The sequence below is a fragment of the Spiroplasma endosymbiont of Panzeria rudis genome, from assembly GCF_964019705.1.
GTDB lineage: Bacteria > Bacillota_I > Bacilli_A > Mycoplasmatales > VBWQ01 > Spiroplasma_E > Spiroplasma_E ixodetis_A.
Window position 1 is genome coordinate 804,730 of sequence record NZ_OZ026460.1, and the last position, 23,064, is coordinate 827,793.

The following is a 23,064-nucleotide window of genomic DNA, read 5'->3' on the forward strand; positions in this document are numbered from 1 at the left end:
AGGTGGTGGTAATTATGTTAAATGAAAATGAAATGAAAGAAGGTAATACTATGGAAGAAAAAGAAAAAGATGAACAAGAAGAAACTAAGGAAGAAGAAGTAAAATCAGAAGAAAATACTGAAAAAGAATCTGAATCTGAAGATAAAAAAGAATCAGAAACTGAAGAATCTAAAGAACCAACTTTAGAAGATAAATATAAAGAATTAGAAGAAAAATATAATGCTTTATATAAAGAAAAAACTGATAAAGATAGAGAAATTAGACATAGTGAAAGTTATAAAAAATATGATTTATCACAAGAAAATATTAATTTATTAAAAAGATATCTTGGAGATAAAGAAGATATTGATGAAGAATTATCAAATTTAAATAAAGATTTTCCACATTTATTTAATAATAAAAAAGATACAAATATTAGTTCTTCTTTAGATGTTAAAGATAAATTTAAAGAAAATAAAAAACAAGATATAGATACTAGTAAATTAGGAATGGTAGATGGTTAATATGACAAAAATTGAATTTAATGAAAAATATAGAAAACAAGATATCAGAATTGTTAGTGATTTTGAATTACATATTGATAATTGTTTTAAATTTACTGATATTAATGCATTAGAAAATGCAGTTAATGATTATAAAACATTAATAGATGAAATGCCACAATTAGTTAAAGATTGACTATTAGGCTAATATAGAAGGAGATAAATAAAATGGCAATTATTACAACACAATCAACGACAATTAATGACCCTAGTAATCCTAGTGGTAAAGCAGATTTATCTGTAAAATATATTAAAAATTTAAAAGTTTTATTATCAAAAAGAGTAGCATTAATTAATGCAACAGTAGAAAATAGAGAGCAATTAGATTCTGGTACTGCTGTTTATGATATTACTAAAAGAAATATAACACAAAATTATACAAGAGGAGCAGGTGCTAATAATGGTACTGCAATTAGAACAAAAAAGATTCTTTTAGATAAAGAAAAAGAAATTAATTATGAAATTGAAACATTAGATTTAAAAAGATTAGGTGCTAAATTTGAAGATGGTGGTATTATTATTGCTGATAGTTATGCTAGTGGTTGAATTGATGGAAAAGCAAAATCAGTAGAAATATATTTAGTTGCTAAATTAATGCAATTAGCAGTTAAAACAGCCAAAGATAATGGAATTGTTAATATTACATTACCAAGTAATCCAAAAATAGATGATTATAGAATGTTATTATGATTAAAATTAGCAAATACATTAGCAACATTAAAAGCAAGAATTAATGATGAATATATTGGTACAGATGAAGAAGATTATACTTTATGAGTATCTAGTTTTTTTAAACCATTAGTATTATTAGCAACTACAACATTGGGTAGTGATAGTGCTTCACAAGCATTAAAAGATGGTAATATTGTAGAAATTGGTGGAATTAAAATTGTAGAATGTCCATGATTAGGAAGAAAATATCCAGTTGGAGTTATTGATAAAGAAGAAGAATTTGATTTTTTAAGTTGTGATGCTGTATTAGTTCATAAAGAAGCATTGGCATTCCCATTTAATCGTGGTTTAGATAATACATTTATTTTACAAACTAATGCTAATATTAAAAATTTTCATAAGTTTTTAGTAAGTGATGGTGAAGCATTAAGACCAGATTTAGTTAAAGGATTTAAATTAACTAGTAATGTAGATATTGCTTCAGCAATTGAATTTGCTAATTTAGGTGATATTAAAATGGCTGGTGATACTCCAACTGCAGATGAAGTAGAAAAAGCAGTTAGTGCTAAAAATCCTAATTATGTTAAAGGTAATGCTAATTATTCTAATTTAACAGCAACAAGTGCTAATGTTGAAGGTAAAAATTTATATGATGGTTCAATTCAAGTAATTTTTAAAAAGAAAGCATAATTAAATGCCTATTATTTTACTTTTAAGAATAATATTAGAAACTGCTGTTAGTGATATACAAACTGCTGAATTAATAGAAAAATTTAAAAAAAATAATAATTTATTTAATAGTTTTTTAAAAAATCCAGCAGGAATATTAAAAAATCAATTAATGTCAAAAGTATTAGGACAAGATAAATCTCAAAAAGAATTATCTGAATTTCAACAAGTTTTACAAAAATTAACTAATTTACCAGTAATTCATAAAAAAATCATGACACATATTACTAATAATAATATTGCTAAATTACAACATATTCAAAAAACATATTTAAATGGTAAGTCATTAATGGATAAAGGTAAAGAAATTATTATGAATTCTTTAACTGAACAAGATTATGATTCTATGATTGGAGTTTATGTAAATCTTTCTAGTAGTGCATTAGCGGGTGGTATATGAACTCCAGTAGTGCAACAACAATCTAGTACTTATGGTATTGCTACACTTACATATAGAACTAATTTAAGTAAATCATATGATTACTTTATGATATCAAAAGAAATGTGAATTGATATGTGTAAAGCCACTGGTGCTTATGGTACTGGTGCTAATTCAATACTTATAAGACAGTATTATCATGGTGGATTAGATAAAGAAGATAAAGAATATTTAGCACGTAGAAATGCTAAAAATATAGGTAAAAAAGTTATTCATCAAAAGAAATATAAATCAGTTATTGGTGTAGTTAATAAATCACAAGCAGTACATGGATATGAAAGGTATAAAGATTATGGAAAACAAAAATAATATTGATTGAAATGTAAATTTAAATTATATTACAAAAGATGATTTAAAAACTATATATGGTTTTATACCAGATGCTGACCAAACTACTACTGATAATACTAAAACTGATTTTACTATTATGGCAATTGCTATTAGTAGTGAACGTATTAATACTATTACTGGTAATTTAATTGAACAAACTGGATTTAATAATTTAAATGATACTCAAAAACAATTAGTTAAAAGAGCAACAGCAAGAATGACTATATATTATTTAACTGATGGAATGGCTTTTATAAGAAGTAGTGTTTCAATTAGTGGTAATGGTTTATCAAGTAGTATTAGTCCTCCAAGTGAACCAGATTATGTATTAATGGAAGTATATAATTTATTACAACAAGCAAATTTACATACTCCAAGAAAAGCAATTAATAATTCTATTTCATGTAATACAGATAATTTTAATACACCTAATATTTTTGATGAAAGTGATAGAAGAGTAATAACATGAGATTCTGGTAATAAAACATTTTTACAAAAAATGAGTTTAATTGAAGGTACTGGTATAAAAATAGATGATGTTAGTGATACTATACCTAAATTAAAAATTCATGCTGATAGTAATATTGATTCATTATGAGAAGTTGATAAAGAAAATTCTAATTTTATTAAACCAAAAGATTTTAAAGGTATTGATGTTAATGGTAAAAGAATAATTGATGTAGGTACACCAACATTTTTAAGTGATGCTACAACTAAAGTATATGTTGATAATTTATTAGATAAAAAACAAGATAAATTAACTGCTGGTGAAAATATTAAAATTGAAAATAATGTTATTAGTGCTAATGGTGGTAGTGGTGACAGTTTATGAAATAATTCAAGTAAAGATGTAAATTTAAAATTAGCAAAAAATATTAATTTACAAGGATATAATATTACAAAAATTGCTGACCCAATTGATAAAGATGATGGTACTAATAAAAAATATGTTGATGATAAGATAAAAAATTTTAATTTAACTATTGATAAATTAGAACCATTATTTGATAATAATGTTTTTGATATACAAGAAAATAAATTTGTTGTAAAAGCTAATTTTATTACTAATATTTTAAAAAGTGCTTATATTAAAGAATTAGAAACTACAAATAAAGGTATAGTTGATGCTATTAATGAATTACATAAACGTGTTTGAAAACTTGAAGGTGATTTTGTAAAAATACAAAAAGAATTAATTGATGATGAAAAGAAAATAATAAATAATGGTAATTGAAAAGAAGTAGGAATTATTTCCGGTAAAAATCAATTTATTACTTATGATTTTAAACCTAATAAAGAGTATAGACTATCATTTACTTGACTTCCTCATGATATTAATAATTCAGTTATTCAATTTTTAAATTTTTATATTTTAAAAGAAAAAACTCCTTTTTCAGTTTTACAAACTTTTTATCAAGAAAAAAATGCTGATTTAAAATTATGTATAAGCAATAATTTAATAGCGGTTTTAAACTATAATAATGAAAAAATTGACAATTGTTTATATAAATTAGAAGAATTACAGGAATAATATTATGTTTTTTAAAATTATAAAAATTATTTTAGGTTTAATTGGAGTTTTATTATCTTCTGCAACTGCTGGTTTAATTATATTTATTATTGTAAAAATTGTATTAAAAATTAATCAAATATTTTAGAAAGGTGGTGATTAATATGGATACTACAACAATTATTATAGTTGCTAATTTATGTATTAATGGGGGTTATGTTTTAATTAAATTAGGAAAAGCATTTATTGCTTTTGGTAAATCTTTAACAGACCCTAATAAAAAAGAACTAAAAAAACAAAATAAAATTAATAAATTACAAACTAAATTAAATTCTATTAATAAACAACCAGAAATAAAAAGTATTTATTAATAATAAAAAAATGCCTATTAAAGGCATTTTTACTTATTTATAAACTCATGTGATTATAATCTCAATTTAATGAAGCATTATCGTGATTTAATGGTACTTCGCTCATATTATCACTACCATAATATTGACTTGCAGTTTCACTATTAATAGTAAATCTATTATCATTAATTAATCTTGCAGTTTCATTATTAAATGGTGTTTCTTGCATTTCTTCAATATGATGAGAAGTTTCAATAGGTAATAAATTATGTATAATTTCACTTGCACCAGCAACTATGGTAGGTACTGCATAAGCATTATTAAAATCATTATTAATACCCATAGCAACACCACTTGAAATCAAACATCCACCAGTAGCCATATTACAAATCTTTCTTATTGCTTCAAATTTATTAGGTATTAATTCTAGAATTCCATTAATAAGATTTGAAATACCATAAGCATTTAATGAAATATAAGTATCTCAATCCATTAAATGATTATCAGTAGTATTAGTAGTACTTAATAATAAATCTGGTGGAAATGGGTCAACAGTAGTAGTTGTTATTGGATTTTCTGTTGGATTAGGATTAATGGAAGAATTAGTAAACTTACTATAATTTGCTAAACCAATTGTTCCTAAACCTAATAAGATTTTTTTAGAACTATTAATTAATTTAGTTTTAGTATTTGGTCTTTGATTTAAATTTCATATATCTAAACCTAATTTTTTACCAAATAATAAACTATTAATTGAACCTAATAATGGATTACTTATTACTTGACCATAATAAGCACTTGTACCAATCATTGCACAAATTGGACTTATACCAGTTCTTATTAATTTAATTAAAGTATAATTATTCAATTGTGTAGTCTCAGCATATTGTGGCATTTTCTATTCTCCTTTATTTTTACTTATTAGTAGTTGATAGTATGTTATTAAAAGTTCTATTAGTTGTTCTTTTTTCATTTTTAATGCCCTTTTTCTTAATTCTTCTGAAGTCATTTTTTATTCTCCTTTTATAAATTTAAATTGCATATTTCCAATAGTATCTCTATTATTACCACAAATAATTAAATATCCAGTTTGATTATTTTCTAATATTCATGAATAATAAATATCTTGTGGATATAATTTTGGATATAAATTTAATGCTAATAAATAACATAAAGCATCTTCTTTATTTTTTAATAATCCAACTGTTGGACATGTTATTATTTTTGGACTTTTTTCATTATAAAATCATTCAGTTCTAATGTTTCTCATTATTTCACATCCTTTTATGAACTCATCAGCACCGTAATAAACGGTGGACTATAGAATTATAATGTTATCCAAATTTTAATAATTCTATAGTTTCGTTCTGTATAAAATAAAATTTAGGACTTACATTGACATATTTAAATAAAAATAGGAGTTAAATAGTTTATATGTCAAATGCCTATCATTTAATCTTTTATTATTGCTATTGCTCCTAAAATAAGAGCAACTAAACAAAATAATAATATGATTACTACTGGTGTAGTTGCTATCACTATTAATAATATTCCTCATCAAGGCATTATTCACTTTCCTCTTTTCATGTCATTTCAAATTCAATTTTAAATTTACCAAATAAAATAAATGTTAATAAATTATAAGGAATAGAGATTAAAGATAATAATAAAAATAATGGTAGAATTAATATTCTTAATAAGATATAAAATAATTTCATTAGTCAAATTCTCCGTTTTTTATTTTTTGTACTATCATTCATAAATTACCAGCTTCACATTCTTCACATCAGTCATTCATATTTTCAATTAAATATTTAAGTAATTTTTCTTTATTCATAATTTAACCTTTCTTTCCTAACTCTTTTATTTTGTTTTTGTTTACAAAAGTTATTACATTTATGAGCATAAACTCTACCATAGCCACATTTATTATTCTTTTTAATTTTTATTATCATTATTTAATTCTTCATTTTCATATGCTATAAAGCAGATTTGGTGCATATATCATTTTATTTTTTTAAATCAAAAAATTTTTCGATAATTTCTTATTCAATTACCATCAATTATTGATTTTTGACAATAATCACATTTATAAATTATCATTATCAAATTCTCCATTTTCTATAAATTCAAGTACTTTATAATAAGCAGTAAGTTTACCTACTTCTTTTAAAGAATCACATAAACAAATACTAATTTGTTTATTTAATCAAATAATTAATTTTTGTTTATATTCGTTTTTATATTCATCAATAATATCTTCAGTAGTAATTTCCATTATTTATTCTCCTTATTAAACTTCAAACTTTTCTATTATTTCTTCTTCTTTTTCTAATTCTTTTAATTTAGATAAAGTAGAATTTATATCAGTATTATCAATATTATTATTTGAATTAATAATTTTAACTTCATCACCAGTATTATCTTTATAAGCAATTGTTTCTTCATCAATTACTACACTTTGGTCTAATTGAAGTGCTAAATTAATATCATCTTGATTATTTAATACTATAATTGGTGTTTTATTAATTTCACGAATTAATGCTTTTACAACTGTTTTTAATGCCATTTGGTCAAAACTAGTATTTCAAGGACTATCTTCACGCTTAGTTTTACTAAATTTTTTTCTTCATTCTTGACATTCTTCAACAGTCATTCCTTTATAAAAATTATTAATTTTTCCATTTTTATCTAAAAGTGAAATATAACAATAATAACCAATTGTATTAATAGTTTTTCTTTCAAAAATTAATGCTGGATTTATTTCTCATTTATTATTTTCTTGATTAAATTTATGTGCAGTTGTTATTTTTTCTCTTTGAAAATCAACTACTAATCCAGTTCTTTGTAATAATGTTAATCAACCATCTTCTTGAATTTGCACTTGTAATTCATCACCATAAGGTATTAATGCTAATTCTTTTTTAATAGGATTAATTGAAAGATTTAATTTATATAAATTAAATAAAGCATTAAATAAACTTTGTTGATTCATATTTCTTAAATCTTTACTAGAATTTTTAATCATTTCATAATAATTTCTAAATTTTAATAATTCTTCTTTATTACTTTTAATAAAATTAGGAATTTTTAATTCATTTTTACTATTATTACTCATTATTTTCTTCTCCTTTTTTATTTAATAATTCTAAAATTTCATCTAATTTTTTATTAATTTTTCCTATATGTTTTAATAAAATTAAAATTGATTTATCCATACCAGAACTTTTCTTATCCATAATTTTCTCCTATCATTTTTTAATTGTTTTAAATCTATTATCTAAATGTATTTCAATATTTTTACTAGGATTAACTATTAAATGACTATTAATCTCAATTCAATTATTTAGATTACTATCTAATTTTTTAGGTAACTTATCAAATTCAATTGAATTACAAGAATAAATAGTTTTTTCTTTAATTGTTTTTTCATTAATCATTTTATTTCTCCTTAATTAGTTCATTAACTATTTTTTCTAAACATTTCAGACATCAATATTTACTTAATAAAATTCTTTTATTACAATATTTACATTTATTCATTATTTTCTTCTTTTTGCATTTCTTTGAATTTAAGTCAATTTAAATCTTCACAATCATTATTAAAGTCTATAAATATTCTTTCTCTATAAAGGTTTATTTGACTTTTAATAAACTTAATATCTTCTTGTAAATCTTTAATCATATTTCAAATAAATATATTTTGTTCTGGTTCATTATCTTGAAAAGTAAATAAAAAATATTTATGTAAACACATTTCTTTATATTTTAAATCTTGTTTTAAAATTCTCATTTTTTCTTTATTCTCAGGTATTTTTTTAATCATTTTTATTTTCTCCTTTAAAATATTTTGTTTTTACCTTAAATCATTCAAGTAATAATTCATTAGTTATTTCAATTTCTATTTCTTTTTGAATATTTTTATTAGTTAAATAAACATAGGTTTTATAAGATGGAAGTATGCCATTATCAAGTAACATACAATAATAAGCAGTTAATTGTAATTTAATTCTTTTTAATTTATCTTCATCAATACAAGCATAAGTTTTATAATCTACTAAATAATATTTATTTTCTTTTTTATTTAAATAAACTAAATCGGGTGTTCCAGCAATTACATTATCATTAATAGGTTTTTCAATAATAAATTCATAATTATTTTTATCTTTAAATTTTTCTTTTAAAAACATAAGTGATTTTTTACAATAAGAATAATTTATATTATTAGTTACTGGTTTTAATTTTTTTAATAAATTATTAATAATATTTTCTTGATTAATATTTTGTAAATATAATTCATTAAGTTTATGAACTCATTTACCACGAACTGAAGCATTTTTTAATACTTCTGGTGCTATATGACTATATCCAAAACCTAAATAATTATCAATAATTCTAGAAACTGATATTAATTCTTTATCATCTAAAAAATATTGATGTGTTTCTTTTTTAAAAATTAATTTATTCATATTTATTTCTACCAATTAATATTCAAAAACATTTATTACATAATCTATTACCAAAAGAAGATTGTTTTCTACATCTATCACAAGAACCAACCATTCTATATTCTCTATATTCCATAAATATTTTTTCCTTTCATTAATTAAGTTTTTCTTGATTTGTTTGATTTGTATATTGCATATCTAATTCGAATGCTAATATTTCATAATGGATAATATATGCATCTTCTAATAAATGATGTTTATAATTTTTATGAAAATTATTTGCTTCCTTAAATGTATAAAAAACTTTATACTTTGTTTCAAATGTATAATTAACTTTATATTTTATTAAATAAACGTATGCCATATTTATTTTTCTCCTTTTAAATTTTTATTGTGTTATGATATTGTTAATGAGGTATGTATTTATATATAAAACCCCCTATTTTTTTAAATAATACAAATGTAATTATTAATTAGATTAATGGGGTATTTACTGAGCCATAATAAGGCTATTCAAATTAATCTATAATTACATTAAGCGATACAGTGTAACATTTTAACTTGCTTAACATTAAATGCTCTTTTATTCTGATATAGAAGTATTTACATAAAGTACTCACTATTAGACTTCTACGACAGTTTTATTAAGTTTTAATCTTTTAACAAAAAAAGAACGATAGTTATATCGTTCTTTGTTATCCGTTTTATTTTATGAATCTATCCATTAAAGTTATGCGCCCTTTTCAGTCATTTTAACTACCTTTTATAAATTAATTATTTAAAAAATAATTAATTTATATTTCCTTTCATTTTTCTAAATAAAAAACTATTATTCTTATTTAAAAATAATAGCTTAAAAACTCATATCAAGTTTAACTAAATACTATCATATTTGATTAATAAATATAGAAAATTGATTAGAAGATTTATAATTATATTTCAACTCCTTTTAAATCATTGATGTTTACTCCTATTTTTGATATAAATAATTTGTATTTAAAATAATACAAATTTTTATTGAAAATAGAAGAATATTATTCTTAAATATTTGGTAGTTTTAAGAACTTTATTCACTAAAATAAAGTTCTTTTGATTTTAGTATACAATTAAATTATACGTTTGAAGAAAGGTTGGTTGATAATGCAATTTTTTAAAAAGAAGCATATAGAACAAAAAACAACAACCATGTTTAAACAATTTTCGCAACTATCGAAAGAAGAAGTTATCCAACAATTAGATGGTAGTATGTACGGATTAAAAAAGGAAGAAGTAGAAGACAGACTTAAAAAATATGGTAAAAATGTTTTTTCTCATAAACGATTTGTTTGATACAAAAAATTAATGCACAATATTTTTAATCCTTTTATTATTGTTTTAATGATAATAGTTATCTATAATTTTATTAGTTACAGTATTATTGATACTAATACTGATAAAAATGTTGATTTGTACAGTGCTATTATTGTTTTAGTAATGATTATTTTGAGTGTTTTTATATCTTACTTTCAAGATTATCGTTCCTATAAATCTTCAGAAAAATTACGACAATTAATTGAAACAACAGCCAGTGTTTTTAGATTTAGTAATAAAAATAAAAAAATTGATTTTAATGCTTTAAATAGTGTTGCCAATTTTACAAAAGAAGTATTAATTGAAAATTTAGTACCAGGTGATATTATTTTCTTATCTTCTGGTGATATGATTCCTGCTGACGTTCGAATTTTAGTTTCAACCGATCTATTTATTAATCAATCGGCACTAACTGGTGAAACATTTCCTGTTGAAAAACACGCTATTCATACTAAAGATGATAATAAAAAAAGTAGTATCCTAGAATTAGAAAACATATGTTTTATGGGTACTAGTATTGTTTCAGGTGGTGCTATTGCTATTGTTATTGCATCAGGTGTTAATACTTATTTTGGATCAATTGCTAGTGCAGTAACTAGTAAACGTCCTGTTACTAGTTTTAGTAAAGGTATTAAAAAAGTTACTTACATTCTTATTGGTTTTATGTGTGTAATGGTACCATTAATATTTATTGTTAATGTAATTACTAAAAATAATATTTTAACAGCGTTAATATTTTCAATATCAGTTGCTGTTGGTATTACCCCCGAAATGCTACCAATGATTGTTAGTGCTAACTTAGCAAAAGGTGCAATTAGATTATCACATAAAAAAGTAATTGTTAAAAATTTAACTAGTATTCAAAGTTTTGGTGCAATGGATGTTTTATGCACTGATAAAACTGGTACTTTAACTGAGGATAGAATTGAGTTGGTTAAACACTTAGATCCAGAAGGTGTTGAATCAAACAAAGTTTTAGAAATGGCATATTTAAATAGTTCTTTACAAACTGGATTAAAAAATAATATTGATAAAACAATTGTCCAACACATTAAAGCTCATCATAATAAAATAGTTGAAATGCCCTATCGTAAAATTGATGAAATACCTTTTGATTTTATAAGAAGACGAATGTCAATAGTAGTTTCAAAAGATAAAATTAATAATACTTTAATTTGCAAAGGAGCAGTAGAAGAAATATTAAAAATTTGTACTAAAGTTGAAATTGGAGGGAAAGTAATTGCCTTAACTGATAAAATTAAAGAAAATGTTTTAAAATTAAGTACGGAATTAAATAATGATGGTTTACGAGTAATTGCAATTGGTTATCAAGACTTTGCTAGTGACAAAACAATTTTTAAAATAGAAGATGAATCTAATTTAGTTTTATTAGGATATATAGGTTTTTTAGATGTACCTAAACCTAGTGCTATTAAAGCAATAACAACTCTTAATCAACACGGAATTGATGTTAAAATTTTGACTGGTGATAATGAAATTGTTACTAAAGCAATTTGTAAAAAGGTGGGGTTAGAACCAGGAATTCCTTTATTAGGTAGTGACATTGAAGATATGGATGATCAACATTTACAAGCATTAGTAAATAAAACTACTATTTTTGTGAAAATGGACCCATTACAAAAATCAAGAATTATTGATATTTTAAAGTTAAATGGTCACACTGTTGGCTTTTTAGGTGATGGTATTAATGATGCTGTTGCTTTGCATCACGCTGATGTTGGAATATCTGTTAATAGTGCTACTGATATTGCCAAAGAAGCATCTGATATTATTTTATTAGAAAAAGATTTAGATGTTTTAGAGCAAGGAGTGATCAGTGGTAGAAATACTTTTGGTAATATTTTAAAATATATTAAAATTACTATTTCCTCTAATTTTGGTAATTCATTAAGTATTTTAATTGCTTCAATTTGATTACCTTTTTTACCAATGATGGCAATTCAAATTTTACTACAAAATTTATTATATGATATTTCTCAATTAGCAATTCCTTGAGATAGGGTTGATGAAGACTTTATTAAAAAACCACAAAAATGAAATGCAAAAAGCATTTTACCTTTTGCATTCTGGAATGGACCGCTAAGTTCAATATTTGATATAACCACCTTTTTATTTTTAGGATACGGTTTACATATATTTGCCAACTTTGCTAATGTAGATCCTAATAGTGCTGCTGGCATATATCAACAATCATTATTTCATACTGGATGATTTATTTTAGGAGTTACTTCACAAACATTAATTGTACAATTATTACGAACTTCTAAGGTACCTTTTATTCAAAGTATGCCATCTCATCAGCTATTTTTAACAACAATTATAATTACTATTATTGGCATTAGTATTCCATATACACAATTAGGAGCTACTATTGGTTTAACACCAATTCCTTTAATTTTTTATGCTTATTTAGCTGGCGTTGTCATTGTTTATTTCATTGCTAGTCAATTATTAAAAATGATATATATAAAGGTTAATAAACGCTGATTGTAAACTAAATTTTAATTTTAAGATAAATATATTCGATTTTTTTAAAAATTATGATATAAATAAGTGTAAAACTAAAGAAAGTTTTTGTATTCCTGTTACTTTTAATAAAGTAACAGGAATTTCATATTATAGATAGGAACAGATAAAAGTATGCTAACATTAAATTGCCTTATTGATCAATTTCAAAATAAAAAAATTCAATTTTCTATTATTGAAGATTTTATGAATAATCCAAACATTAGTGATGAGGAAGTTATTGGTTTAGATAATAATAATAGAAATGCCCTTCATAATAGTTTTTTATTAGATTTAGATGAAGGAGCAGAAATAGAAGATGAATATAACTATGATCCACACGAGGAAGGTTGAGAAACTTCAAGTGAATTAATAGAATTTACAACTAATAAAATAAAACTTATTAATTGATTAATAAATTTTAAAAAAAAATGATAAAAATTTTTTAAATCAACAAGATATTGAAGGAAATTCACCTTTACATTTAGCAATTATGAAACAATATATTGTAGACTGAAAACTTGGAGGAGAGTTTAAAAATATAGCAAAGCAACTAATTAATAATTCACAAGTTAATCCCAATTTAGTAAATTTGCAAAATGAAACTCCATTTTGCAAATTATTAATACAAGAAATTAATAAAGCTGATGCATATCCGACAAATAAAGAAATTCGTGAATTAGTTAATGATTTTCAAAATAATTCTCATTTTAATATTAATAGTGTTAATATTAAAAATCAAAATCTTTTACATATTATTGCTAAAGAAGGTAATAAAACTGATTTTAGAATTAATTTTGCCATCACTAAAAAAACTAATTTTTATCAAATAGATGATAATGGTAATATACCTTATGAAATAGCAATCCTAAACAACAATTTTGATATGTTAGAAATAATAGAAAATTGCAAATATTTTGATATTAATACACCTATTGATGAGTTTAATAACACTATATTACATAGAGCAATTAGAAGTAATAATAAAAAAAATTATAAGAACACTATTATTAAAAAATGAAAATGGTGATTTACAAATTAATTTTGATATTAAAAATAAAAATAATGAAAAACCTTTTAAATTTGAAGATATGATAATTGATTGATTACATCAATTACCAAGAAATCAAAATCAAATTGAAATGATGATTATTGATTTTTTAATAACAAATGAATGTAATTATAATAATTATATAACTAGAGAAGGATTAACTTGATGAACTTTAGCTATTAAATATAACTTAAAAGAAGTTACTAATTATTTGGTTAATAGTGTATTAACTGATATTAACAAAATAGATAGTAATCCTTTTAAAAATAAAAATTATCTTCTTGATAATGAGATAAAAGAAGAAGTAGATAGTATGTTAGATGATTTATCATATGTTGATTCAAAAATTATAACATTTATTAAAAAACTTCCAAATTGTCCTAATTTTAATGAATTACAAAAAGATGTTTTAGAACAACGAGTAACTGCTTTTCATAATTTCAAAAAATATCAAACTGATCAAAATTTATCTGATAATGAAAAAGCAATTTTTAAGATATACCTAGATGCAATATTAGATGAAGATGATACAAATTGATCAGAAGAAAAGAAAACAGATTTTAATAAAGTAAAAGAATGATTAACAAAAGAAGAAGTTAACAAAGAAAAGCGTAAATTAGAAAATACAGAAAAAAATGATAGCGAAAAAAGAAGAAAGTTATCAATTGGATAACTACTACTAAAACTTTTCTTAAAAATTAATATTTTAATAAAAAAAACTGTAAAATAATAATAAATAGTTTCCATATTATTTATAAAAATAGATAAACATTATTGTAAAGTTAATTAAATTTGTTAATATTGTTACGTTGTATAAATAAAAATATTTTTATTTTTCAAAATATATATTAATTTTCTTTATTATATTAGATTTAAGGGAGCAAAAATAAATGAAAAAAATACAAATAATAACAATATTATTATTTATTTTAACTATTTTATTTATAATTTCTGGTTTAATTCTCATAGATTTTTGTGATTATCATTTTCATATTCGTAATCAAACAACGTTAAAGTTTGAAAATATAGAAAGAAATGGATTTCAAATATTAGCTATAACTAGCATATATCATATTTTAGAATATTCACCAAAATACGTATGTTATATAAGTCAAAATATTGGAAATTATTATAATTGAATAGAATTACAAATTGGAGTTATTTTTTGTATAATTTTAACTCCAATTTTTGGATTTTTTACTATTGCATTAACTTTTTTAATTATTGGTTTAAAAGTAAAAATAAAAAATAATAATTTTTGAGATGCAATCGAAAATTGTGAAATAATTAACAATTACTATATTCATTAAAATTTAATAATTTATATTTATTATTAATATTTCAATACTAACAATAATATATTATTTTTTACTATTATTATTTTTCTACATTTTAATAATGTTAAATGTTATTATATTTATATAGTTTAAAATGATATATAGGTGATATAAATGAAATTAAAAATAAAAAATATTGGTCCTTTTAATGATACTTCTTTAAATATTGGTGATATTACTATTATTGCTGGTGTTAATGATACTGGTAAAAGTTACTTAAGTAGGTTAGTTTTTGCAATGGTGAAAATTGCTACTAGTGATATTAAGTCAGAAATAATGGGCGCATCACTTTAACCCTTGGATTAATAATTGGATAACAAAGAACGATATAACTATCGTTCTTTTTTTGTTAAAAGATTAAAACTTAATACCCTGTCGGAAGAAAAATAAATTACTGTTGGTTATAGACCTATTCTTCTATCAGTATAAAAGGATTCTAATGTTAAGCAAATTAGAAAGTAACAGTATATCGCTTAATGTAATTATAGATTAATTTGAATAGCCTTATTATGGCTCAGTAAATACCCCATTAATCTAATTAACAATTACATTTGTATTATTTAAAAAAATAGGGGGTTTATATATAAATACATACCTTATTAACAATATCATAACACAATAAAAAATTAAAAGGAGAAAAATAAATATGACATACGTTTATTTAATAAAATATAAAGTTAATTATACATTTGAAACAAAATATAAAGTTTTTTATACATTTAAGGAAGCAAATAATTTTCATAAAAATTATAAACATCATTTATTAGAAGATGCATATATTATACATTATGAAATATTAGCATTTGAATTAGATATGCAATATCCAAATCAAGAAAAACTTAATTAATGAAAGGGAAAAATATTTATGGAATATAGAGAATATAGAATGAATGGTTCTTGTGATAATTGTAGAAAACAATCTTCTTTTGGTAATAGATTATGTAATAAATGTTTTTGAATATTAATAGGTAGAAAAAAATATGAGTAAATTAATTTTTAAAAAAGAAACTCATCAGTATTTTTTAGAAAATAAAGAATTAATATCAGTTTCTAGAATTATTGATAATTATTTAGGTTTTGGTTATAGTCATATAGCACCAGAAGTATTAAAAAATGCTTCAAATCGTGGTAAATGAGTTCATAAACTTAATGAATTATATTTACAAAATATTAATGAAGAAAATATTATTAATAATTTATTAAAAAAATTAAAACCAGTAACAAATTCAATAAATTATTCTTATTGTAAAAAATCACTTATGTTTTTAAAAGAAAAATTTAAAGATAAAAATAATTATGAATTTATTATTGAAAAACCTATTAGTGATACTTTAATTGCTGGAACACCAGATTTAGTTTATTTAGATAAAAAAGAAAATAAATATTATTTAGTTGATTATAAAACTTATGCTTGTATTGATGAAGATAAATTAAAAAGAATTAAATTACAATTAACTGCTTATTATTGTATGTTACTTGATAATGGCATAATTCCATCTTATAAAACTTATGTTTATTTAACTAATAAAAATAATCAAGAAGCAATTGAAATTGAAATAACAAGTGAGTTATTAATTGAATGATTTAATGCAAAAACAAAATATTTTAAAGGAGAAAATAAAAATGAAAATGAATAAAGAAAACATAGAGCAAATTAAAGAAAATATTAAATATTTAAATGAATTATTAGAATATTCGCATGATGAAGTAATTGAATTTGAAATTAGAAAACAAATTAAATATGAATTGAGTTTATTAAAAACAAGGATAAATAAGTATGAATAAATGTAAGTATTGTAATAAAAGAATTTGATTAAGTAAATATTGATGTTTGAAATGTTTAGAAAAAATAGTTGATGAAATAATTAAGGAAAATAAATAATGATTACTGAAAAATCAATTAAAGAAAAAACTATTTATTCTTGTAATTCAATTGAATTTGATAAATTACCTAAAAAATTAGATAGTAATCTAAATAATTGAATTGAGATTAATAGTCATTTAATAGTTAATCCTAGTAAAAATATTGAAGTACATTTAGATAATAGATTTAAAGGAGTTAAAAAATGAAGGTAGTTAATACTAAAAAATTACCAATATGAGCAAAGATATTATTGTCACCAATAGCAATATTGTTTATTCCAATTTGAATAATTGGTTTTATATTAACTTATATTGGTGGAATTATAACAATAATAGGGATGATGATAACATGTTCCATATTTGGAAAAATTAAAATTACAAAGGAAGAAACTTATGGATAAATCAATTTTAATTTTATTAAAACACTTAGGCAAAATTAATAAAAAATTAGATGAAATTTTAAAAATTTTAAATGCTGAAAAAATAATTTGAGATGAAGGAGAAGAAAATAATGAGTAATGATTTAATTAAAAATAAAAATTCATTAACTATTGAACAATGATTTACTAATAAAAATCAAGGTAATAATATGAGTGAAAAAGAAGTACAAAGATTTAAAAGTAATGCTTTAGCAATTAAAAATCAATTAGGTTTAGCAAAAACTAGTTTAACTACAATATTAGAAGCATGTTATCAAGCAACATTATTACAATTACCTTTAGAAAAGAATTTTGGTTATTGTTGAGTTGTACCATTTAATCGTAAATATAAAGATGAAAACGGTGATTGAATAACTGTTAAAGAAGCACAGTTTCAAATGGGATATAAAGGTTATATTCAATTAGCGCAAAGAAGTCAACAATATAAAAAAATTAATGTTATTGAAGTTAGAGAAGGAGAATTAAAAAAGATTGATTATTTAAAAGATGAAATAAAATTTAAATTTATTGAAAATCCTATTGAAAGATTAAAATCAAAAATAGTAGGTTATTGTGCCTATTTTAAATTAAAAAATGGTTTTGAAAAAAATTTATATTGAACAAGCGAACAGATAATAGAACATTTTAATAAATATAGTGAAACGTATAAAAAAAATAAAAAATTTATTGTTAGTGATTTTGATAGTATGGCATTAAAGACTGTATTAACTCAATTATTAAGAAAATGAGGAATTATGTCAGTTGATATGCAAATTGCTTATGAAAATGACCAAGCAATTATTACTGAAAATGAAAAAATATATATTGATAATCCAAATAATCATATTATTGATATTATTGATTCAAATCCTAAGTTTAAAGAATATCAAGATACTATTGATACTATTACTAATTCAACTTCAACTGATAATACTGATTTAAATTCTACTTTATCTAAATTAAAAGAATTAGAAAAAGAAGAAGAAATTATAGAAAATTTTGAAGTTTAATAAGGAGAATAAGTAATGAATAGATGTACATGAACTGAAACAATAACATTTGAAAAATTTATTCATGAACCACATTATGATGAAATTAAAAATGAACAAAGACAAAGACAATGTGAAAATATGACAGAAGAGCAATTTGATGAATATTGTAGAGCATATTGTAAAGAACATAGAATTAAAGTTGATGAAATTAATAAATCAAGGCATAAAAATTGTATTAATAAAGAAAAATTAATTATTTGATTAAAAAAGCAAATTAGTATTTGCTTATGTGATTCTTTAAAAGAAGCGGGTAAACTTACTGCTTATTATAAAGTACTTGAATTTATAGAAAAAGGTGAATTTGATAATGACTAAACAAGATATTTTAGAAATAATAGATAAATTAAAAGAATTAAAAAATTTAGATGGAATAACTATCAATATAAATATTGATGATATTAATATTGAAAATAATTAAGGAGGATACTTAATGCCTTGATGAGGGATTTTATTAATAGTAATAGTTAGTACACCAGTTGCAATAATATCATTATTTTGATTAGTTGTTCTTATTTTAGGAGCAATAGCAATAATCAAAGATTAAATAAAATGATAGGCATTTGACATATACTGTTCTTAATTTAACTCCTATTCCCTATTTTTTATTCTTGCTTAAAATATGTCAATGTAAGTCCTAAATTTTATTTTATACAGAACGAAACTAGGTAAGTGTGAAATTATGTCGCGAGAGCGGAATTCTAGAATAATAAGTTATATATTTAATATATACGTACCGTTGGACACTTATAAAGAAACAGGTCTACCTAGTCCACCGTTTATTACGGTGCTGATGAGTTCATAAAAGGATGTGAAATAATGAGAAATATTAGAACTGAATGATTTTATAATGAAAAAAGTCCTAAAGAAATAAAATGTCTAACAGTAGGATTATTAAAAAATAAAGAAGATGCTTTATGTTATTTATTAGCATTAAATTTATATCCAAAATTATATCCACAAGATATTTATTATTCATGAATAATAGAAAATAATCAAACTGGATATTTAATTATAGTTGGTAATAATAGAGATACTATTGGAAATATGCAATTTAAATTTATAAAAGGAGAATAAAAATGGAAACAAATAATTATACATTAACAAAAATAATACGCTCTTCAATAAGTCCTTTATCAGCAATGATTGGCACAAGTGCTTATTATGGTCAAGTAATAGGTAATCCTATTTTAGGTTCAATTAATAGTTTATTATTTGGTAAAAAATTAGGTTTAGATATTTGAAATTTAAATCAAATACCAAGTACTAAAACTAAATTAATTAATAGTTCTAAAAAAATATTATTAGGATTAGGAACAATTGGTTTAGTAAATTATAGTAAATTTATAAATAATGAAATTAACCCTATACAACCTACTACAACACCATTTCCTATTACAAGTACTACACCATTAATAACTACTACAAGTACTACTACAGTAGACCCATTTCCACCAGATTTATTATTTAGTAATTCTAATACTACTCATAAGAATTTAATGGACTGAGATACTTATATTTCATTAAATGTTTATGGTATAGCAAATTTAATTGCTGGTATTACAGAATTAATACCTAATAAATTTGAAGCAATAAGAAAGATTTGTAATATGGCAACTGGTGGATGTTTGATATCAAGTGGTGTTGCTATGGGTATTAATAATGATTTTAATAATGCTTATGCAATACCTACCATAATTGCTGGTGCAAGTGAAATAATCCATAATTTAATACCTATGGAAACTACAAATCATATTCAAGAAATGCAAGAAACACCATTTAATAATGAAACTGCAAGATTAATTAATGATAATAGATTCACAATTAATAGTGAAACAACTAGTCAATATGGTAGTGATAATATGAGTGAAGTACCATTAAATCATGATAATGCTTCATTAAATTGAGATTATAATCACATGAGTTTATAAATAAAAATGCCTATTAAAGGCATTTTTTAATATTAATAAATACTTTTTACTTCTGTTTGTTTATTAATAGAATTTAATTTACTTTGTAATTTATTAATTTTATTTTGTTTTTTAAGTGCTTTTTTATTAGGGTCTGTTAAAGATTTTCCAAAAGCAATAAATGCTTTTCCTAATTTAATTAAAACATAACCCCCATTAATACATAAATTAGCAACTATAATAATTGTTGTAGTATCCATATTAAATCACCACCTTTCTTTAAAATATTTGATTAATTTTAAATATAATTTTTACAATAATAAATATAATTAAACCAGCAGTTGCAGATGATAGAATTACTCCAATTAAACCTAAAATAATTTTTATAATTTTAAAAAACATAATATTATTCCTGTAATTCTTCTAATTTATATAAACAGTTATCAACTTTTTCATTATTATAATTTAAAACTGCTATTAAATTATTACTAATACACAATTTTAAATCAGCATTATTTTCTTGATAAAAAGTTTGTAAAACTGAAAAAGGAGTTTTTTCTTTTAAAATATAAAAATTTAAAAATTGAATAACTGAATTATTAATATCATTAGGCAGTCAAGTAAAAGATAATCTATACTCTTTATTAGGTTTAAAATCATAAGTAATAAATTGATTTTTACCAGAAATAATTCCTACTTCTTTTCAATTTGAACCACTTGGTGGAATTGGAGTTGGTTGTTGTTGTTTTTTATTTAATTCATTAATAGCACCGGCAATAGTTTTATCAGTAGTTTCTAAATTAGGGATTTCAGTACCAATAGTATTAATAGAAAAATAATATTTAAATTGGTCTTTATCAATTTTATCTTCTATTTTTTTATCTACTTCTTCTTTTTTATAATAATCAGATAAATCTACTTTACCACCACTTGCACTAATTTTATTATTTTCATCAATATTAATATTTTCACCAGCAATTAATTTATCTTGTTTTTTATCTAATAAATTATCAACATATACTTTAGTTGTAGCATCACTTAAAAAAGTAGGTGTACCTACATCAATGATTCTTTTTCCATTAACATCAATACCTTTATCATCTTTTGAATTAATAAAATTAGGATTATCTTTATTAACTTCTCATAATGAATCAATATTACTATCAACATGAATTTTTAATTTAGGTATAGTATCACTAACATCCTCTATTTTAATACCGGTACCAGCAATTAATCCTTCTTTTCGTAAAAATGTTTTATTTCCAGAATCTCAAGTAATTATTCTTCTATCACTTTCATCAAAAATATTAGGTGTATTAAAATTATCTGTATTACATGAAATAGGATTATTAATTGCTTTTCTTGGAGTATGTAAATTTGCTTGTTGTAATAAATTATATACTTCCATTAATACATAATCTGGTTCACTTGGTGGACTAATACTACTTGATAAACCATTACCACTAATAGATACTGAACTTCTTATAAATGCCATTCCATCAGTTAAATAATATATAGTCATTCTTGCTGTTGCTCTTTTAACTAATTGTTGTTGAGTTTCATTAAGATTTTTAAATCCTATTACTTCAATTTGATTACCAGTAATAGTATTAATGCGTTCACTTGAAATAGCAATAGCCATAATAGTAAAATCAGTCTTATTATTATCATTAGTAGTTTGGTCAGCATCTGGTATAAAACCATATATAGTTTTTAAATCATCTTTTGTAATATAATTTAAATTTACATTTCAATCAATATTATTTTTGTTTTCCATAATCTTTATACCTTCCATATCCTTGTACTACTTGTGATTTATTAACTGTACTAATAACTGATTTATTAGGTTTAGTTACTGCTCTATTTAATTGACTAACATTTTTTCTAACAGTAGCATCCATTTCTTTTCTAGTTTTATCAACTCCACCTAAATATTGATTAACAAAAATTTTATTAGCACCACTACCATGAGAACCTGTGGCTTTACACATATCAATTCAAGTTTCTCTTGAAACATTAAAATAATCATAACTTTTATTAGATGTCCGATACGTTAATGAAGCAATACCATATGTACCAGATTGTGCTTGTACTATTGGAGTTCATATACCACCTGCTAATGCACTACTAGAAAGATTTATATAAATTCCAATCATATTGTCATAATCTTGTTCTGTTAAAGAATTCATAATAATTTCTTTACCTTTATCCATTAATGACTTACCATTTAAATATTGTTTTTGAATATGTTGTAATTTAGCAATATTATTATTAGTAATATGTGTCATTATTTTTTTATGAATTACTGGTAAATTAGTTAATTTTTGTAAAACTTGTTGAAATTCAGATAATTCTTTTTGTGATTTACCTTGTCCTAATACTTTTGACATTAATTGATTTTTTAATATTCCTGCTGGATTTTTTAAAAAACTATTAAATAATGAATTACTTTTTTTAAATTTTTCTATTAATTCAGCAGTTTGAATATCACTAACAGCAGTTTCTAATATCATTCTTAACAATAATATAATAGGCATTT

The 23,064-nt window shown here is 22.2% G+C and carries 40 protein-coding genes; 24 read left to right on the forward strand and 16 right to left on the reverse strand.

Annotated features, from left to right (window positions below):
- Positions 1 to 14: 14 nt before the first annotated feature.
- Genes AACK89_RS04540 through AACK89_RS04570 form a run of 7 tightly spaced genes read left to right on the forward strand, consistent with a single transcriptional unit; the run spans position 15 to position 4,593 of the window.
- Positions 15 to 503, forward strand: coding sequence for a hypothetical protein (locus AACK89_RS04540; protein WP_338977498.1), 489 nt, complete (start codon positions 15 to 17; stop codon positions 501 to 503).
- Between the two features lies 1 nt (position 504).
- Positions 505 to 690: a hypothetical protein gene (locus AACK89_RS04545; protein ID WP_338977500.1), complete on the forward strand. Its 186-nt coding sequence runs from the start codon at positions 505 to 507 to the stop codon at positions 688 to 690.
- A 20-nt stretch (positions 691 to 710) separates the two neighbouring features.
- Positions 711 to 1,904 (forward strand): hypothetical protein, encoded by a 1,194-nt coding sequence (locus AACK89_RS04550; protein ID WP_338977502.1) that lies wholly within the window; start codon positions 711 to 713, stop codon positions 1,902 to 1,904.
- A gap of 4 nt (positions 1,905 to 1,908) precedes the next feature.
- Positions 1,909 to 2,691 carry a hypothetical protein gene (locus AACK89_RS04555; protein WP_338977503.1) on the forward strand — a complete coding sequence of 261 codons (783 nt, stop codon included), beginning with the start codon at positions 1,909 to 1,911 and terminating at the stop codon, positions 2,689 to 2,691.
- Positions 2,675 to 4,243, forward strand: coding sequence for a hypothetical protein (locus tag AACK89_RS04560; RefSeq protein ID WP_338977505.1), 1,569 nt, complete (start codon positions 2,675 to 2,677; stop codon positions 4,241 to 4,243). The genes AACK89_RS04555 and AACK89_RS04560 overlap by 17 nt, the downstream gene beginning before the upstream one ends.
- A gap of 4 nt (positions 4,244 to 4,247) precedes the next feature.
- Entirely contained in the window at positions 4,248 to 4,370 is a 123-nt protein-coding gene (locus AACK89_RS04565; RefSeq protein WP_338973392.1) for a hypothetical protein, read from the forward strand.
- Positions 4,371 to 4,386: 16 nt separating this feature from the next.
- Positions 4,387 to 4,593, forward strand: a complete 207-nt coding sequence (locus AACK89_RS04570) for a hypothetical protein (protein WP_338977508.1) — start codon at positions 4,387 to 4,389, stop codon at positions 4,591 to 4,593.
- A 37-nt stretch (positions 4,594 to 4,630) separates the two neighbouring features.
- On the opposite strand, the gene AACK89_RS04575 is transcribed toward AACK89_RS04570, so the two are convergent.
- From AACK89_RS04575 to AACK89_RS04630, 12 genes are all read right to left on the reverse strand, one after another.
- Entirely contained in the window at positions 4,631 to 5,467 is an 837-nt protein-coding gene (locus AACK89_RS04575; protein WP_338977511.1) for a hypothetical protein, read from the reverse strand.
- Between the two features lie 117 nt (positions 5,468 to 5,584).
- Entirely contained in the window at positions 5,585 to 5,842 is a 258-nt protein-coding gene (locus AACK89_RS04580; RefSeq protein ID WP_338977513.1) for a hypothetical protein, read from the reverse strand.
- 295 nt (positions 5,843 to 6,137) lie between these two features.
- Complete coding sequence (locus AACK89_RS04585; RefSeq protein ID WP_338977516.1) at positions 6,138 to 6,290, reverse strand: hypothetical protein; 153 nt, start codon at positions 6,288 to 6,290, stop codon at positions 6,138 to 6,140.
- Positions 6,291 to 6,510: 220 nt separating this feature from the next.
- On the reverse strand, positions 6,511 to 6,675 hold the full coding sequence (locus AACK89_RS04590) for a hypothetical protein (protein ID WP_338977517.1): 165 nt from the start codon (positions 6,673 to 6,675) through the stop codon (positions 6,511 to 6,513).
- On the reverse strand, positions 6,662 to 6,850 hold the full coding sequence (locus tag AACK89_RS04595) for a hypothetical protein (protein WP_338977518.1): 189 nt from the start codon (positions 6,848 to 6,850) through the stop codon (positions 6,662 to 6,664). Before AACK89_RS04595 ends, AACK89_RS04590 begins: the two co-directional genes overlap by 14 nt.
- Positions 6,851 to 6,865: 15 nt before the next feature.
- Entirely contained in the window at positions 6,866 to 7,690 is an 825-nt protein-coding gene (locus tag AACK89_RS04600; protein WP_338977520.1) for a RecT family recombinase, read from the reverse strand.
- Positions 7,683 to 7,811 carry a hypothetical protein gene (locus tag AACK89_RS04605; protein ID WP_255495922.1) on the reverse strand — a complete coding sequence of 43 codons (129 nt, stop codon included), beginning with the start codon at positions 7,809 to 7,811 and terminating at the stop codon, positions 7,683 to 7,685. The genes AACK89_RS04600 and AACK89_RS04605 overlap by 8 nt, the downstream gene beginning before the upstream one ends.
- 9 nt (positions 7,812 to 7,820) lie before the next feature.
- Positions 7,821 to 8,012, reverse strand: a complete 192-nt coding sequence (locus AACK89_RS04610; RefSeq protein ID WP_338977522.1) for a hypothetical protein — start codon at positions 8,010 to 8,012, stop codon at positions 7,821 to 7,823.
- A gap of 95 nt (positions 8,013 to 8,107) precedes the next feature.
- Positions 8,108 to 8,398, reverse strand: a complete 291-nt coding sequence (locus AACK89_RS04615) for a hypothetical protein (RefSeq protein WP_338977523.1) — start codon at positions 8,396 to 8,398, stop codon at positions 8,108 to 8,110.
- Positions 8,391 to 9,041, reverse strand: coding sequence for a PD-(D/E)XK nuclease family protein (locus tag AACK89_RS04620; RefSeq protein WP_338977524.1), 651 nt, complete (start codon positions 9,039 to 9,041; stop codon positions 8,391 to 8,393). The genes AACK89_RS04615 and AACK89_RS04620 overlap by 8 nt, the downstream gene beginning before the upstream one ends.
- A complete protein-coding gene (locus tag AACK89_RS04625; RefSeq protein WP_338977525.1) occupies positions 9,034 to 9,156 on the reverse strand; it encodes a hypothetical protein in 123 nt (40 codons plus the stop codon). The genes AACK89_RS04620 and AACK89_RS04625 overlap by 8 nt, the downstream gene beginning before the upstream one ends.
- 18 nt (positions 9,157 to 9,174) lie before the next feature.
- Positions 9,175 to 9,384, reverse strand: coding sequence for a hypothetical protein (locus tag AACK89_RS04630; protein WP_338977528.1), 210 nt, complete (start codon positions 9,382 to 9,384; stop codon positions 9,175 to 9,177).
- A gap of 776 nt (positions 9,385 to 10,160) precedes the next feature.
- Between AACK89_RS04630 and mgtA the strand changes: the two genes are divergently transcribed.
- The 17 genes from mgtA (at position 10,161) to AACK89_RS04715 (ending at position 20,546) form a co-directional block, all read left to right on the forward strand.
- A complete protein-coding gene (gene mgtA / locus AACK89_RS04635; protein ID WP_338977531.1) occupies positions 10,161 to 12,884 on the forward strand; it encodes a magnesium-translocating P-type ATPase in 2,724 nt (907 codons plus the stop codon).
- Between the two features lie 147 nt (positions 12,885 to 13,031).
- Positions 13,032 to 13,334 carry a hypothetical protein gene (locus AACK89_RS04640; RefSeq protein WP_338977533.1) on the forward strand — a complete coding sequence of 101 codons (303 nt, stop codon included), beginning with the start codon at positions 13,032 to 13,034 and terminating at the stop codon, positions 13,332 to 13,334.
- Between the two features lie 40 nt (positions 13,335 to 13,374).
- Positions 13,375 to 13,938: a hypothetical protein gene (locus AACK89_RS04645; protein ID WP_338979285.1), complete on the forward strand. Its 564-nt coding sequence runs from the start codon at positions 13,375 to 13,377 to the stop codon at positions 13,936 to 13,938.
- Positions 13,835 to 14,620 carry a hypothetical protein gene (locus tag AACK89_RS04650; protein ID WP_338977534.1) on the forward strand — a complete coding sequence of 262 codons (786 nt, stop codon included), beginning with the start codon at positions 13,835 to 13,837 and terminating at the stop codon, positions 14,618 to 14,620. The genes AACK89_RS04645 and AACK89_RS04650 overlap by 104 nt, the downstream gene beginning before the upstream one ends.
- A 217-nt stretch (positions 14,621 to 14,837) precedes the next feature.
- Entirely contained in the window at positions 14,838 to 15,257 is a 420-nt protein-coding gene (locus AACK89_RS04655) for a hypothetical protein (RefSeq protein WP_338977537.1), read from the forward strand.
- A 141-nt stretch (positions 15,258 to 15,398) separates the two neighbouring features.
- The gene (locus tag AACK89_RS04660) at positions 15,399 to 15,578 is read left to right on the forward strand and encodes a hypothetical protein (RefSeq protein ID WP_338977539.1); all 180 of its coding nucleotides are present in this window, start codon (positions 15,399 to 15,401) and stop codon (positions 15,576 to 15,578) included.
- A 352-nt stretch (positions 15,579 to 15,930) separates the two neighbouring features.
- The gene (locus AACK89_RS04665) at positions 15,931 to 16,131 is read left to right on the forward strand and encodes a hypothetical protein (RefSeq protein WP_338962426.1); all 201 of its coding nucleotides are present in this window, start codon (positions 15,931 to 15,933) and stop codon (positions 16,129 to 16,131) included.
- Between the two features lie 18 nt (positions 16,132 to 16,149).
- Complete coding sequence (locus AACK89_RS04670; RefSeq protein WP_338977542.1) at positions 16,150 to 16,272, forward strand: hypothetical protein; 123 nt, start codon at positions 16,150 to 16,152, stop codon at positions 16,270 to 16,272.
- Positions 16,265 to 16,921, forward strand: a complete 657-nt coding sequence (locus tag AACK89_RS04675) for a PD-(D/E)XK nuclease family protein (RefSeq protein WP_338977544.1) — start codon at positions 16,265 to 16,267, stop codon at positions 16,919 to 16,921. Before AACK89_RS04670 ends, AACK89_RS04675 begins: the two co-directional genes overlap by 8 nt.
- A complete protein-coding gene (locus tag AACK89_RS04680; protein WP_338977546.1) occupies positions 16,908 to 17,069 on the forward strand; it encodes a hypothetical protein in 162 nt (53 codons plus the stop codon). The genes AACK89_RS04675 and AACK89_RS04680 overlap by 14 nt, the downstream gene beginning before the upstream one ends.
- 96 nt (positions 17,070 to 17,165) lie before the next feature.
- A complete protein-coding gene (locus AACK89_RS04685; protein ID WP_338977547.1) occupies positions 17,166 to 17,360 on the forward strand; it encodes a hypothetical protein in 195 nt (64 codons plus the stop codon).
- Positions 17,351 to 17,548, forward strand: a complete 198-nt coding sequence (locus AACK89_RS04690; RefSeq protein ID WP_338977548.1) for a hypothetical protein — start codon at positions 17,351 to 17,353, stop codon at positions 17,546 to 17,548. The genes AACK89_RS04685 and AACK89_RS04690 overlap by 10 nt, the downstream gene beginning before the upstream one ends.
- Positions 17,541 to 17,666: a hypothetical protein gene (locus AACK89_RS04695; RefSeq protein ID WP_338977550.1), complete on the forward strand. Its 126-nt coding sequence runs from the start codon at positions 17,541 to 17,543 to the stop codon at positions 17,664 to 17,666. Before AACK89_RS04690 ends, AACK89_RS04695 begins: the two co-directional genes overlap by 8 nt.
- Positions 17,659 to 18,576 (forward strand): recombinase RecT, encoded by a 918-nt coding sequence (locus AACK89_RS04700; protein WP_338977551.1) that lies wholly within the window; start codon positions 17,659 to 17,661, stop codon positions 18,574 to 18,576. The genes AACK89_RS04695 and AACK89_RS04700 overlap by 8 nt, the downstream gene beginning before the upstream one ends.
- Before the next feature lie 15 nt (positions 18,577 to 18,591).
- Positions 18,592 to 18,933 (forward strand): hypothetical protein, encoded by a 342-nt coding sequence (locus AACK89_RS04705; protein WP_338977554.1) that lies wholly within the window; start codon positions 18,592 to 18,594, stop codon positions 18,931 to 18,933.
- Between the two features lie 501 nt (positions 18,934 to 19,434).
- A complete protein-coding gene (locus AACK89_RS04710; protein ID WP_338977556.1) occupies positions 19,435 to 19,692 on the forward strand; it encodes a hypothetical protein in 258 nt (85 codons plus the stop codon).
- A 2-nt stretch (positions 19,693 to 19,694) separates the two neighbouring features.
- Positions 19,695 to 20,546: a hypothetical protein gene (locus AACK89_RS04715; protein WP_338977558.1), complete on the forward strand. Its 852-nt coding sequence runs from the start codon at positions 19,695 to 19,697 to the stop codon at positions 20,544 to 20,546.
- A gap of 32 nt (positions 20,547 to 20,578) precedes the next feature.
- Here the strand turns inward: AACK89_RS04715 and AACK89_RS04720 are convergent, their stop codons facing one another.
- Genes AACK89_RS04720 through AACK89_RS04735 form a run of 4 tightly spaced genes read right to left on the reverse strand, consistent with a single transcriptional unit; the run spans position 20,579 to position 23,062 of the window.
- The gene (locus tag AACK89_RS04720; protein ID WP_338977560.1) at positions 20,579 to 20,785 is read right to left on the reverse strand and encodes a hypothetical protein; all 207 of its coding nucleotides are present in this window, start codon (positions 20,783 to 20,785) and stop codon (positions 20,579 to 20,581) included.
- A gap of 19 nt (positions 20,786 to 20,804) precedes the next feature.
- Complete coding sequence (locus AACK89_RS04725; protein WP_338977563.1) at positions 20,805 to 20,927, reverse strand: hypothetical protein; 123 nt, start codon at positions 20,925 to 20,927, stop codon at positions 20,805 to 20,807.
- Positions 20,928 to 20,931: 4 nt separating this feature from the next.
- On the reverse strand, positions 20,932 to 22,302 hold the full coding sequence (locus tag AACK89_RS04730) for a hypothetical protein (protein WP_338977565.1): 1,371 nt from the start codon (positions 22,300 to 22,302) through the stop codon (positions 20,932 to 20,934).
- Positions 22,286 to 23,062 (reverse strand): hypothetical protein, encoded by a 777-nt coding sequence (locus tag AACK89_RS04735; protein ID WP_338977568.1) that lies wholly within the window; start codon positions 23,060 to 23,062, stop codon positions 22,286 to 22,288. Before AACK89_RS04735 ends, AACK89_RS04730 begins: the two co-directional genes overlap by 17 nt.
- Between the last annotated feature and the right edge of the window lie 2 nt (positions 23,063 to 23,064).